This is a genomic window from Ahrensia marina, assembly GCF_042140245.1.
Taxonomy (GTDB): Bacteria; Pseudomonadota; Alphaproteobacteria; order Rhizobiales; family MH13; genus MH13.
In genome coordinates this window covers 1934988-1948340 of the sequence record NZ_CP159483.1, presented here as the reverse complement: position 1 = coordinate 1948340, position 13353 = coordinate 1934988, and the positions used below count along the sequence as shown (strand labels likewise).

Genomic DNA, 13353 nt, shown 5'->3' with positions numbered 1-13353 from the left:
CCTTTTGCTGAGATGAGCCCGACATAGGACACCTGACCGTCTGAACCAAGGCCATCTGATCAATGCCCATCAAAACGCACACCCCCCGCAACACCCAGCCGAAAAACGATCTGGAACGCACTGCCTATCCTGTTCTCTCCGAGGAGCATGTCGCGCTTCTGGAAAGCGTTGGTGACCGCCGAACCCTCGAACCCGGCAATGTTGTGTTTGAGGTTGGCCAGGACAGCTACGACTTTCACCACATGCTGTCTGGAACGATGGATGTGATCGACCGCACCGATGGGCACACGGTGGTGACAGTGTCGGCACCCAACTTCCTTGGCGAGCTTGGCATGCTAATGGGACAACGCACCTTTTTTGCCGCTGAAATCGGCGAAAGAGCGGAGGTCATTACCGTCAAAAACGAGGTGCTGCGCGAGCTTATCGCGACCAACCCGGAATTCAGCGACATCATTGTCACTGCCTTTGCCGCACGCCGTCGCCTCATCATGGAATGGGGCGAAGGACGTTTGACACTTGTCGGTGACCCGACCAACCGCACCACATTGCGGCTTTTGGAGTTTGCGACGCGATCCCTGGTGCCACATCGCTTTGTGGATCGCACAAAAGAGGGTTGGGAAAATGCGCTCGGCCACCATTGCGCGCTGCCGGACGCCGACTGTTTGGCGCTCATCGGCAAAGACGAGATGCTGGTAAATCCAAGGGCCCGAGAAGTCGCCTCTGCCCTAGGGCTGGATCTGGAAGCCAAGGCCGACAAACTGTTTGACGTTCTGGTTGTAGGAGCGGGTCCAGCCGGTCTTGCTGCCTCGGTTTACTCAGCCTCAGAGGGGCTCAACGTTATCAGCATTGAGGATACAGCCATCGGCGGTCAGGCCGGCACCTCTTCGCGCATCGAAAACTATCTGGGCTTTCCCCGCGGCATTTCCGGCGCCGACCTTGCCTATCTGGGCGAAGTGCAAGCGGTGAAGTTTGGCGCTCGTTTCACCGTGCCACGCCGCGCGACCAAGTTACACTGCAAGAAAACCCACTACGAAGTGGAACTGGATGACGAAACCTGCATCCGCACCCGCTCCATCGTGCTCGCAAACGGCGTGCAATATCAACGCTTGCCGCTAGATGATCTGGAGCGTCTGGAAGGGCACGGGGTCTACTACGCCGCCACAGAGCTGGAGGCGCGCTTCTGCAAGAACACCGAGGTCGTGATCATCGGCGGCGGCAACTCTGCTGGCCAAGCAGCCATGTTCCTGTCGCGCCACGCCAAACATGTGCACTTGCTGGTGCGCCGCGATGGCCTTTCAGAAACCATGTCATCCTATCTCTCCACGCGCATCTTGAGCGATCCCTCGATCACGCTTTGGACGCAAAGCGAGGTTTGCCATCTCGATGGTGAAGACCGGCTCGCTGCAGTTCACATCAAGAACCGGCAAACCGGAGAGGTGAAGCAAGTGGACAGCCAAGCGCTGTTCATCATGATCGGCGCTGCGCCCAATACCGGTTGGCTTGATGGCCAGGTCGATTTGGACGCCAAAGGGTTCATCAAAACCGGTGCCGATGTCAGTTTGGAAACGCGAGGTTATGCCACTTCCATGCCTGGCATCTACGCCGTGGGTGATATCCGTTCCGGTTCGGTGAAACGCGTCGCCTCAGCTGTTGGCGAAGGTTCGGTGGTGGTGTCAGCGGTGCATGGGTTTTTGGCCGATAGCTGATACTGAACATGGCAGTCTAATACGGAGCTATTAGGACAGATGGGAGAACAGCCGCACCAAAAATTGAGGGTGCGGTCTCCCCTTGGAGTGCTGCTCCGAGACTCTTAGACGCCACCGTTTCATTGCTCGATTGGCAACAGACTATACCAAAGCATAGAGACCTATCCTGATACCCCTGAAACGTTTCAGCATACCGATGCTAGAAGTGCACTTGTCCAACGTGCACAAAGGCATCTCCCAATGATCCGCCAGCTCTTCTGCGTCGCAGCAACTGTTGCAGCCCTCACCACACCCCTGACCGCTCAAGATTTCACGGCACTTCAGGTGACTGGCGAGGATGGCGTCACCACCGACTTTGCTATCGCAGAGCTGGACGCATTGGCGCAGATTACAATCACAACAACCACCATCTGGACCGAAGGGGAGGTCACGTTTACCGGCCCCTCCTTGAGCAGCGTTCTTGATGCCGCTGGCATTTCCAGTGACGACCTGACCCTTACCGCGCTCAATGACTACGCCATCGAGATGCCAGCCCCCGACGCTGACGCCACGTATCCGATCGTCGCAACCCGTCTTGACGGAGAAACCATGCCCGTGCGTGACAAAGGGCCGTTTTGGATCGTTTTTCCTTACGACAGCGACCCGCAGTTCCAGACCGAAACGATCTATGCCCAAAGTATTTGGCAGCTTGACCGCATCGAGGCATTGGATTGACCGCTCGGACGACATAGGCTTTGCACGATGTAACGATGGGAGGCACAAGCATCGGTATCAGAGCGCGCAGGGGTACCATCGTCCTCATTGGGGTTCCGATCCTCGTTTTGCTGCTGGCGCTACTCGGAGCCAACCTTGTGCGCGAGTTGCGGGGGCTATCCACAGCCGACACCGACAACCTTCAGTGGACAATCCTTCAGGTCGAAACTGAGATTGCCAACCTTGGCACAACGCTTTCCGAAGCCGCTATTGATCCCAACCCGGAAACGTCTGACGTGCGTCTCAGGGCGGATATTGCTCTTAGCCGTTTGCTGATCATCAGTCGGGGTGAAGCGCGTGCGCTTTTCCCCGAAGACAGCGCCACTCTTTGGGACCGCGTTACAGACTATCAAGACGCCGTCATCGCCATACTTGACGCCGACCCTGAGCTTTCCCAAGCCGATATCATCGCCTTGCGCGACCTCACCCGAGACATTCGGCCTGATATGCGCGATCTCGTTCTGACCGGATTGGAGGCAGGTGCCCAGAGGGCTGAGGCAAGGCGGGCAGGCTTTGCACGTCAATTGACCCTTACCGGGGCGATTGCCATTGCCGTCATCCTTGGTCTCACCGCTGTTCTTATGGTGCTCGACCGTCTTCTGGCGCGGGCGGATCAACGAGATGCAGAGCTTAATGCATCCACAGCACGCCTCGGCTCCACGGTCGAAGCGTCACTGGATGCCATCGTCACAGCCAATGAAGCCGGTGAAATTGTTGAGTTCAACACATCGGCTGAGCGAATATTCGGCTGGAGCCGTGATGAGATCCTGGGTCAGACCATGGATACCACCATTATCCCCCACCACCACCGCGCCGCCCATGCCGCGGGGATGGATCGCTATCTAGCAACCCACGACCCTCATGTTTTGGACGCTGGTCGGGTGGAGCTGTCAGCCCTGCGCAAATCCGGCGAAGAGTTCCCGGTAGAACTCAACATCACCTCCGTCCAAAGCGCGACAGGGGAGCTCTTCATCGCTTACCTTCGCGACATCTCCGTGCGTAAAATCAACGAACAAAAGCTCATCGATGCACGCGATAAGGCCGAGGCAATGGACCGTGCCAAATCGCAATTTCTTGCGGTGATGAGCCATGAGATGCGCACACCGCTCAATGGCATCCTCGGCGTGCTGGACCTGATGCGGCAAACAAAACTGACCAAGAAACAAGAGCGTTACGCGCGCATCGCCTCAGCGTCGGGCGAGATTTTGTTGGAGCATGTGAACGAGGCGTTGGACATCACGCGGATCGAATTGGGGTCGATGCAGTTTTCGCCCCAACCATTCGAGATGGAGTCCACAGTTGAGAGTATCGTCGATGTGCTAACCCCACTCGCACAAGAGAAGAACCTGGCCCTGACATTGGATGTTGAGGCAGGCATGGGGCGAGTTTTCGAAGGTGACAGCGGGCGGATCGGGCAGATCCTGACCAACCTGATCGGCAACGCCATCAAATTTACTGACGATGGGGCCATCACGGTGAACGTGGGTGGCATCCACACCGCCGATCACACGGACGCCACCATCACAGTCTCCGACACTGGGCGTGGCATCCCTGAAGAACATCTTGAAGACATCTTTGAAGACTTCGTGGCGCTGGCCCATTCCGAAGGCCGTCAAGTACGCGGCGACGGACTTGGCCTGTCAATCTCCCGAAAGGTAGCGCGGTTGATGGGTGGCGATCTAACGGTTCAATCGACGGTTGGTAACGGCAGCACCTTCACATTGCGCGTGCCGTTGCGCCGCGCTGAAATGGCGGCCCAAGGATCCTCTACGCCCACTGATGACGCTCCTGTCGAGACTGCAAAGTCCATCCTTATCGTTGAGGACAACATGATCAACCGTTCGGTCTTACGTGATATGCTGGAACGACTTGGCCACGACGTTCATGAGGCCGCTGATGGCTTGCAGGGCCTGAAAACAGCCCAAGAGCGCGCCTTTGACCTGATCATTATGGACGTCTCCATGCCAGTGATGGACGGCATAGAGGCTGTGCGCCGCATTCGCAGTGAGGCAGGCCCGAACAAAGAAACACGGACCCTAGGGCTGACCGCCCATGGCCGCGAGGAGTATTGCGACCGTGCGCTCAGCGCAGGTATGGATGGTTTTTTCACCAAACCCATCCGTTTCTCGGCCCTGCGGGATGTGGTGGCAGACCCCCAGGCTGCCACCAGCGAGCCGCATGACAGTGTTAGCGTGTTGGACATGGAAGTCATTGATGATCTCCTGGCTGTTCTGGGCCCAGAGAAAGTGCAAACTACCGCAGAGACTTTTTTTGCAGAGACCAATGCCACGATCGAACGGCTCGGCTCGCTAGAAACCGATGCCGCAGCAGCCTTGCACCAGATCCGGGGCGGTGCCGCCCTCCTCGGTCTATCCTCTCTGATTGATCAAATAGACGCCACGGACGCGTCTGCCCCTGACATGGCCAGCTTGCGCGCCGCGTCCGCCGCGAGTGCCGAGGCATTTCGGGCCCATTTGAACGCTGCGTCTCTGAAGAGCTGAGCGTCATCGACGATCAAGCCGATCGCTGGCGCGTACCTCAGGCAGATGCAAATGACGTGACCAGTTTCATTCTGCAGAGTTGGCCTGCATCGTGGTCTCAATCGTCTTCAAATGAACCTTCATAGCGGTAGCCGCTTCATCTGCATCACCCTGTGATATTGCAGCAACCACGCGCGCATGCTGGTCACTATGCACAGTGCGAAACTCATCAACGCCAACGCGTCGGTACGTTCGATCCCATTCCCGCTGCCACGCAATGCGGCGCCGGGTGCCTGACAGGAAGCCGAACATCTGGATCAACAAAGGGTTGCCAGAAACTTCAGCGATGGCGTTGTGGAAGGCCGTATCGGCAGCCTCGCATTCTTGCCGGTCTCGACCCTTACGACCAACATTCACCTTTGATGTCAGCATGGCGACGTGGTCCGCGTTGGCCTTGCGTGCAGCTTCGGCTGCAATTTGCGGCTCCAGCAAGAGACGCGCGCGCATAACGTCGGGGGGCGTTGCGCCCTCAATCACAAGCGTGTCGCGGATGGGCAGGTGATGTGGACGTTTCCCCCTGAAGGTGCCCTGCCCAACGTGCCGCCACAGCTCTCCCTCCCTTTCCAACACAACCAGGCTCTTGCGCAGCGTTTCCCTGCTACAACCCAGGCGTTCAGCCAATGTACGTTCTGACGGCAAACGGTCACCAGCGATCGGCGCAATGCGTTCGAGAAGCAGTCGAAGCTTCCGTTCGGTTGATGTGAGGTTCGCCATTCAAATGTTTTCCAGACCAATTACCAGACCAATATCATTGAATGCCAGGAAGGTGCTTTCACAAAGGAGCACCTCCAATGAGCCGACCGATCCAAACCAGGATGCAGGTGTTGAAGCATCATCGCGTCCACAAGATTGAAGCTCAGCCAAGCCATGGGGCTTCGCAAACCCGCACCGACCGTCCAGCGCACTGGCTCAATGCTGCTGATGTAGCGCTAGAACGCCTTTAGCGACGTATCATGACTGTTCTTGAGCTCGCCCTTCTGGGCTTTGCTGGCCTTGCCGCAGGCGTCCTGAACGCTGTTGCAGGCGGCGGCACGTTTCTTACGTTGCCAGCACTCATCTATGCCGGTGTTCCGCCCGTGATTGCCAACGCAACATCAACCCTTGCGGTGCTGCCAGGCTATGTGAGCAGCGCGTGGGCGTTTCGCGATGATCTGCCAGCTGAGGGCACGTTGAGCACGCGCACGATCATTGTGATCGCCAGCATAGGCAGCGCATTGGGGGCAGGCCTGCTTATCTTAACGCCGGGCGATGCATTCCTTTGGATTGTTCCATGGTTACTGCTGACGGCAACCTTGCTTTTTGCAGCTGGGCCAATGCTCACCCAACATATTCAAGCAGGCGCACCAGATGGCGTTGGATCATGGATATCGGGCTTGGCGATCTTCGCTGTGTCGATCTATGGCGGCTACTTCAATGGTGGTCTTGGGATCTTGCTGCTGGCCGTTTTCAGCGTGCTGGGGTTCACCAACTTGCACGGAATGAATGGGCTGAAAAACATTCTCGCTGCTGTGCTGTCTCTTATATCGGTGGGTGCCTTCTCTCTGGCGGGACTGATCGCGTGGGAACAGGCCATCCTAATGGCCATCTGTGCGACGCTTGGCGGTTATGCTGGGGCGCGCGTGAGCCGTAAAATAGTGCGGACTGATCTGCTTCGCGCCTTTGTCACACTGGTTGGGGTGGGTATGACTGTGGCTTTTTTTGTGCGCTGATCTGCAAGCATCGAAGTTGCGCAAGATATCGCTCTGCATCCCGAAAGAGCACGATCGAGCAGATCCCAAAACCTTGGCGCGTTCACCATCAATTCACCGCGTCTGCGAAGTTCCGCGCATCCAAGGCCAGTTTTAGCCAACCGTTAGCCTGCCTGCGCCACAGTCGCCTCGGGGAGTGACTCGATGACTTTTATGCGACGGCATAAGCTACGTTTCAGTGCGATTTTTCTCATTGCTTTCTGCACCTGGCTTGCAGGTGGTCAGGCTTTGCATGTGGGCATTGCAAACCACAACAACCGGCTTCACTTGGAGGATGTGTCCCACCAACTGATCCGGCGCGCCGAGAAGGCGATTGATTTCGTCGTCATCGCCAACTCAGAGTTTCTTCTGGCAGGCCATGCCGCCTGCGATGAACCAGCACGCACCATGCTGCGGCAGCTGGTGATCGACACAGGCTCTGTGTCAGACGTTTACATGGTCACGCCCGACGGCATGTGCTCCAGCTTCGAGCAGCTTAGCAACCCGCTGCCATCGGCTGACGAGCGCGCCACATGGACCGAAGCACGCAATCCCGCCTATCGTATCGGCAGGATCGTTGGCCACAACAACACCCATCTCATTGGCGTCTCATGGGGCTTTGGTACCGATCTTGAGTTGGTCGCCGCAATCAGCGCCGATGCGATCCTGTTTGATGTTTTGCCAAACGAGCTGCGCAGCACAGGCCGGGTTGATCTGGCCATTGACCAACAATCCATCGCAAGCTTCGTCGGCTCGCATGCGACAACGCCAGACGCTGACAGCTGGACATCTTTTGCCACCATGGGGTCGCGCTATCCGCTGAAAGCAGAGATTCGCGTTGATCAGGATGCTTTGTCCACATGGCGCTCTGCCGTCTCCAAACCTGTTCTCTTCGCCTGGCTTGTCATGGGCGGTGCTGTGGCTGGGTTCAGCGTTTGGGCGGCCAGCGGTGGACGCAATCAAGAGGTTGCAAGCATTCGTGAAGCGCTGGAGAACAACGAAATTGGCCCGCATTTCCAGCCCATTGTTGATGTGGCATCCGGCTCCGTCATTGGGTGTGAAGCACTGGCGCGTTGGACCAAACCGGATGGTGAGATGGTTTCGCCGGGGCGTTTTATCCCGTTGATCGAGCAACACGATCTCAACGATCAGCTTCTCTCCATCATGATCAAGAGCGCGGCGATTGGCTTGCGCGAGGCTCTAGAGAACAATCCAAGCTTCTATGTGAGCTTCAATGTGACGCCCGATCAGCTGTGCCGTGACGGGTTTGCGAAATCTCTGACCAACCTGGTTGAAGAAAGCAGCTTAGCGCCGCAACAAGTCTGCATCGAGATCACTGAACGCCAAGAAATCAGCTCGCCAGAAAAGGCGAGCGCTGCAACCGAGATCTTGCGCGAGGCTGGTTTTCGGGTGGCGATCGATGATGCCGGAACCGGGCACAATGGCCTGGCAGCCATTCAGATGCTCGACGCGTCAACGCTGAAGATCGACAAGTTTTTTGTCGACCACATCGCGCATGATGCACGCTCAACGATGATGATCGACATGCTGGTTGCCATGGCGGAGCGCTTCAGCATGAAAACCGTCGCCGAGGGCGTCGAAACACAAGAACAAGTCAAGGTTTTGCAACAGGCGGGTGTCGATTACATCCAGGGTTTTGTCTACGCGCGACCGGTTCCGGCGAACGATTTTGTGAGCGCGCTTGGCGCCGAGTGGAAACACTTCGGCGACCCTCAGACTGATGCTCCCGCCAAGCAGAAAAGATCATCCGACAAGGCAAGACCGCAGCCCGTGATACCAGCTGGCGCGGTTGCATCCATCTAAAAGGCATCCCCAAACATTGATTGGGAAACCAGGCGTCACGCCTCGATTCAACCGACCTCGCTATGATCACCCAGCAACCGGACCAACTGCCGTCGCTTCGATCTCCACAACAAACTCCTCGCGGGTGAACCCACCAACGATGATGAGGGTGGACGCGGGCAGTTTGGGTACATCGGCAAGCCAAGCATCGCGTGCTTTCATGTAACCAGCCATGTGCTCACGTGCGGTCACGAAAGCAAAAAGGTGGCAGACATCGTTTTTGCCCAAACCATCTTCAGCCAGCACGGCTTCAATGTTCTGAAAAACCAAAAGCGCTTGCGCCTCCGCACCTTCAGGGATTGAGCCGTCCTTGGCCATCGCCAACTGTCCCGCCGTGCGGACCATGCGTTGACCAGCCTCAATCGCCACACCATGGGCATAGCGGGCAAAAGGCGGAGCCAAACTATCGGGCAAGAGGGATCGAAAGCTCACAGGGCACCTCGTCAAAAACAATCTCTGGTGGAAACTGCCTGCGTATGCAGCACACTGACTAGGCAGCGTGCACAGCACAAAGGCAATAGGGCATTGCGATTAGATTTTAGGCGTTTTTGCGTTGACATCACAACCTGCCCGCCACCTAATCAGGGCAACCGGGATGACGCGCGGCTGCTTAAGCTCGTCGGTCTGTTCCCAATCAAGGCCTGCATATACCGGCAGGCCAAACGATGCGCGTCGCATGCGCACAAAAAACAGCGGAGTCTTTCATGACACTTTCCAGCTCACTCACGTCCAAACGCCGCATTGCTTTGCTGGCGGCAACCGCAATGTCCATAGGCGCGGTTTCACCAGCTCTGGCCCTTGAAGAAGTTGTGTTTGGCACCAACTGGCTGGCTCAAGCTGAGCATGGCGGCTTCTACCAGTCCGTGGCTGACGGCACCTATGAAGCGTGCGGTCTTGATGTGTCCATCGTGACAGGTGGTCCGCAGGTGAACAACAAAGCGCTGATGCTGGCGGGCCGAATCGACTTCCACATGGGTGGCGATCTTCTGTCCACCTTCCTGGCGGCCGAACAGGGCATTCCAGTTGTGGCCGTAGCGGCCTCGTTTCAAAAACACCCACAGGTCATCATCGCACACCCTGGCGCTGCAAAGTCTTGGGATGATCTGAAAGATCTCACTCTGCTGATCGGTGACAATGGCTTTGCCGGCTACTATCGCTGGATGGTTGCTGCCCACGGCTTCACCGATGAGCAACGCCAGCCCTACACCTTCAACCCCGCTCCATTCCTCGCCGACACCGGCACGGCCATGCAGGGTTACCTGTCCTCTGAGCCTTATGTCATCGAGACCGAGGCTGGCTTCACACCCGACGTGTTCCTCATCGCAGACGCCGGTTTTGCAACCTACTCCACCATCATCGAGACGATGGCCGACACCATCGCTGAGCGGCCTGAGGTTGTTGAGTGCTTCGTGGAAGGCTCAATTCTTGGCTGGTACAATTACCTCTACGGTGACAATGCCGAAGCCAACGCCATGATCATGGCCGACAATCCAGAGATGACACAGGACAAGATCGATTTCGCCATCGAGAAAATGTTGGAGTTCGGCATCGTTGATTCTGGCGAAGCGCTGGAGCTGGGCATTGGCGCGATGACCGAAGACACCATCAACGCCTTTTACACGCAGATGGTCGACGCGGGCGTCATTGATGCGGGACTTGATTATACAGCTGCTTACACAACCGAGTTTGTGAATCAGGGCTTGGGCATGGATCTGCGCCCATAACAAAGCTTTCTCCCCCGAGACATATTTGCGGCGCGCCTTCACCCAAGGTGCGCCGTTACCCTGAAAAGACCTGGATCAGCCTCTTTGCCAGAACCTGAAAACACCTCCTCGCCTATTCTTTCGCTGCGCCATGTTGGCAAAGTGTTCGGCGGCACCGTGACAGCACTCGATGACATGTCGCTGGATATTCACAATGGCGATTTCGTCAGCCTTCTCGGCCCATCAGGATGCGGTAAGTCCACCGCGCTGCGGCTCATCGCTGGCTTAATGCGCCCGACGTCGGGCCGGATTGTTTGGTCCGACACCGGGCAAAAAAGCACAGGCGGGCAAGATCTTGGTGTTGTTTTCCAAGAACCAACGCTCATGCCGTGGGCAACGGTGGAAGACAATGTCTGGCTGCCCATGCGCCTTTCAAACATCAAAAAAGCCGATGTCAAAACCAAGATCGACGAGATCCTCGATGTTGTTGGTCTTGCTGGATTTGAGAAAAGCTACCCGCGCGAACTTTCTGGCGGCATGAAGATGCGTGTTTCCATCGCTCGCGCCATGGTCACACGTCCCAAGCTCATTCTGATGGATGAGCCGTTTGCAGCCCTTGATGAAATCACCCGCTTCAAACTCAACAACGATCTGTTGGAAATGCAGGCACGCATCGGGTGCACAGTCATCTTCGTCACCCACTCGGTGTTTGAAAGCGTATTCTTGTCCAACCGCGTGGTTGTGATGGCCGCCCGCCCCGGTCGCGTGGTGAAGGAACTGAAAGTCGACGCGCCTTACCCGCGCCATGAAGACTTCCGCACCTCACCGGAGTATTCGGCCCATTGCCGCGCCGCCTCTGATGCGCTGCACGGCGCCATCATGGACACCAACCCGGAGGCCGCGTGATGGCTGTTATCTCACCTGATGAGCGCACACCCCATGTTGGTCCATCCGATGATGCGAAGGTGGTCGATCTGGAAGAGCGCGCTATCGCACGTCGCGAGCGGCTCGACAAAATTGGCGCTTGGATGCTTCCCGTTGTGATGATCGCTCTGGGCATTTTCGCCTGGGATCGGATCGTCGCAGTCAATGAAATTCCACATTACATTCTGCCTGGTCCTGGCCGTGTCTGGGACACGCTGATCGCCGACTGGCGCGTCCTGTTCGATGCGCTCTCGATCACCATGATGATCACTGCCGCAGCGCTTTTGGCCGCCATCATCGGTGGTGCAGGCCTGGCGATCCTTTTCAAGCAATCACGGCTCATGGAGATGTCGCTCTATCCCTATGCGGTCATCCTCCAGGTCACGCCCATTGTCGCGATTGCCCCACTCATCTTCATTTATGTGGAAGAGCGCCTGGTCGGGTTGCTCATCTGTGCTTGGCTGGTGGCGTTCTTCCCCGTGCTTTCCAACACAACCCTTGGGCTCAACTCCGCCGACCACAATCTGCGGGACCTCTTCAAGATTTACGGCGCATCACGCTGGCAGCGTTTGCTGCATCTCGAGCTACCCTCAGCCCTGCCCTACTTTCTCGGCGGCCTTCGCATCGCTGGTGGTCTGGCACTTATCGGCGCGGTGGTGGCCGAATATGTGGCAGGCACCGGAGGCATTGGCTCAGGCCTTGCCTTCACAATCCTGGAAGCCGGCTATCGCCTCAACATCCCACGCATGTTCGCTGCATTGATCTTGATCGCGGCAACCGGCGTGGTGATCTATGCTGCGCTTAGCTTCCTGAGCTGGCTGCTGCTGCACAAATGGCACGAGAGTGCCTTGAAACGGGAGCGATAGGTGCCGTCTCTTTCCCTACCAAACGGCCCCATCACGTTCGACAACCTCGTCATCCCCGGCCCGCTCGTTGGTTCATCCGATGCTCTGGTGACACGCTCCATCACAATCCGCGAGGGGCATTTCTCGGACGCACTAGCTGAGCAACGCATCGATATGAAAGGGCAAATGGCACTGCCAGCCCTCGTCGATATGCACACCCATCTCGACAAGGGACACATCTGGCCGCGCAAACCCAATCCTGACGGCACCTTTGATGGTGCGCTGTCTTCCGTGGGTGAAGATCGCGAAGCCAAATGGTCCGCTGAGGATGTCCGCGCCCGCATGAGCTTCGCGCTGGAATCAGCCTATGCATACGGCACAAAGGCCATCCGCACGCACTTGGACTCCATTCCGCCTCAGGATGAGATCTCCTGGGCCGTCTTCGATGAGGTTCGCGCCGATTGGAAGGGCAAGATCGACCTTCAAGCCGTCAGCCTGGTAGGCGCGGACGGCATCGAACCTGATGGAACGGGTCGTTACCAAAAGACCGCCGACATCGTCTCCAACACCGGCGGCGTGCTCGGCATGGTCACCTATCCATTGCCGGATCTCGAGCAGCGGTTAGAAGCCTTTTTCAAGATGGCGACGCAGCGCAATCTGGATGCTGACTTCCACGTGGATGAGACCGGCGATCCGTCGGTGGCGACGCTTCGCCAGATCGCGCAGATGGTTCTAAAAACAGGCTACAAGGGCAAAGTGGTCTGCGGCCATTGCTGTTCGCTGGCGGTACAAGACGAGAGCGAAGCCGACCGCACCATGGACCTGGTTGCTGAGGCTGGACTTACCATTGTCTCGCTGCCGCTTTGCAACCTCTACCTCCAAGACCGCGATCCTGGTCGCACGCCACGCTGGCGGGGTGTCACTCTGGTGCACGAGATGAAGGCGCGCGGCATCCCTGTGGCCTTTGCCTCTGACAACACGCGCGACCCCTTCTACGCGTATGGCGATCTGGATATGGTTGAAGTGGTGCGCGAAGCCACCCGCATCGCGCACCTTGATCACACCAGTCATGATTGGGTGAAAGCCTTCACCACCATGCCCGCTGCCATGTGCGACTTTGCTTACGCGCCCTTTGCTGATGGTGAGCCGGCTGATTTGATTGTGTTCAAAGCGCGTAGCTGGAATGAACTGCTATCGCGTCCCCAGACCGACCGCATGGTCATTCGTGATGGAGAGGCGCTCGCCGTTTCCCCACCCGACTATGCGGTTCTCGACCCCTTGATGGAGTAAAG

At 57.3% G+C, this 13353-nt stretch carries 12 protein-coding genes; 10 read left to right on the top strand and 2 right to left on the bottom strand.

Translation table 11 applies throughout. The features are described from left to right. Window positions 1–62 precede the first annotated feature (62 nt). From ABWH92_RS09560 to ABWH92_RS09550, 3 genes are all read left to right on the top strand, one after another. On the top strand, window positions 63–1706 hold the full coding sequence (locus ABWH92_RS09560; RefSeq protein WP_375567852.1) for an FAD-dependent oxidoreductase: 1644 nt from the start codon (window positions 63–65) through the stop codon (window positions 1704–1706). 240 nt (window positions 1707–1946) lie between these two features. Next, window positions 1947–2420, top strand: coding sequence for an oxidoreductase (locus ABWH92_RS09555; protein WP_375567851.1), 474 nt, complete (start codon window positions 1947–1949; stop codon window positions 2418–2420). Window positions 2421–2455: 35 nt separating this feature from the next. After that, window positions 2456–4960, top strand: a complete 2505-nt coding sequence (locus ABWH92_RS09550; protein WP_375567850.1) for an ATP-binding protein — start codon at window positions 2456–2458, stop codon at window positions 4958–4960. Window positions 4961–5026: 66 nt separating this feature from the next. Here ABWH92_RS09550 and ABWH92_RS09545 read toward each other — a convergent pair whose 3' ends face one another. Continuing rightward, on the bottom strand, window positions 5027–5713 hold the full coding sequence (locus ABWH92_RS09545) for a FadR/GntR family transcriptional regulator (RefSeq protein WP_375567849.1): 687 nt from the start codon (window positions 5711–5713) through the stop codon (window positions 5027–5029). A gap of 77 nt (window positions 5714–5790) precedes the next feature. Here ABWH92_RS09545 and ABWH92_RS09540 point away from each other — a divergent pair, with 77 nt between their 5' ends. The 3 genes from ABWH92_RS09540 to ABWH92_RS09530 all read left to right on the top strand — a co-directional run bounded on the left by ABWH92_RS09540 (window position 5791) and on the right by ABWH92_RS09530 (window position 8550). After that, complete coding sequence (locus ABWH92_RS09540; protein WP_375567848.1) at window positions 5791–5943, top strand: hypothetical protein; 153 nt, start codon at window positions 5791–5793, stop codon at window positions 5941–5943. Between the two features lie 9 nt (window positions 5944–5952). Continuing rightward, entirely contained in the window at window positions 5953–6708 is a 756-nt protein-coding gene (locus ABWH92_RS09535) for a sulfite exporter TauE/SafE family protein (RefSeq protein ID WP_375567847.1), read from the top strand. Between the two features lie 183 nt (window positions 6709–6891). Beyond that, window positions 6892–8550 carry an EAL domain-containing protein gene (locus tag ABWH92_RS09530; RefSeq protein ID WP_375567846.1) on the top strand — a complete coding sequence of 553 codons (1659 nt, stop codon included), beginning with the start codon at window positions 6892–6894 and terminating at the stop codon, window positions 8548–8550. 66 nt (window positions 8551–8616) lie between these two features. Here ABWH92_RS09530 and ABWH92_RS09525 read toward each other — a convergent pair whose 3' ends face one another. After that, window positions 8617–9021, bottom strand: coding sequence for a RidA family protein (locus tag ABWH92_RS09525; protein ID WP_375567845.1), 405 nt, complete (start codon window positions 9019–9021; stop codon window positions 8617–8619). A 272-nt stretch (window positions 9022–9293) separates the two neighbouring features. Here ABWH92_RS09525 and ABWH92_RS09520 point away from each other — a divergent pair, with 272 nt between their 5' ends. From ABWH92_RS09520 to ABWH92_RS09505, 4 genes are all read left to right on the top strand, one after another. After that, window positions 9294–10313 carry an ABC transporter substrate-binding protein gene (locus ABWH92_RS09520; RefSeq protein ID WP_375567844.1) on the top strand — a complete coding sequence of 340 codons (1020 nt, stop codon included), beginning with the start codon at window positions 9294–9296 and terminating at the stop codon, window positions 10311–10313. An 84-nt stretch (window positions 10314–10397) separates the two neighbouring features. Beyond that, entirely contained in the window at window positions 10398–11198 is an 801-nt protein-coding gene (locus ABWH92_RS09515) for an ABC transporter ATP-binding protein (RefSeq protein WP_375567843.1), read from the top strand. Next, a complete protein-coding gene (locus ABWH92_RS09510) occupies window positions 11198–12082 on the top strand; it encodes an ABC transporter permease (RefSeq protein ID WP_375567842.1) in 885 nt (294 codons plus the stop codon). The genes ABWH92_RS09515 and ABWH92_RS09510 overlap by 1 nt, the downstream gene beginning before the upstream one ends. Next, window positions 12083–13351 (top strand): cytosine deaminase, encoded by a 1269-nt coding sequence (locus ABWH92_RS09505; RefSeq protein ID WP_375567841.1) that lies wholly within the window; start codon window positions 12083–12085, stop codon window positions 13349–13351. It begins immediately after the preceding gene. Window positions 13352–13353: the final 2 nt, after the last annotated feature.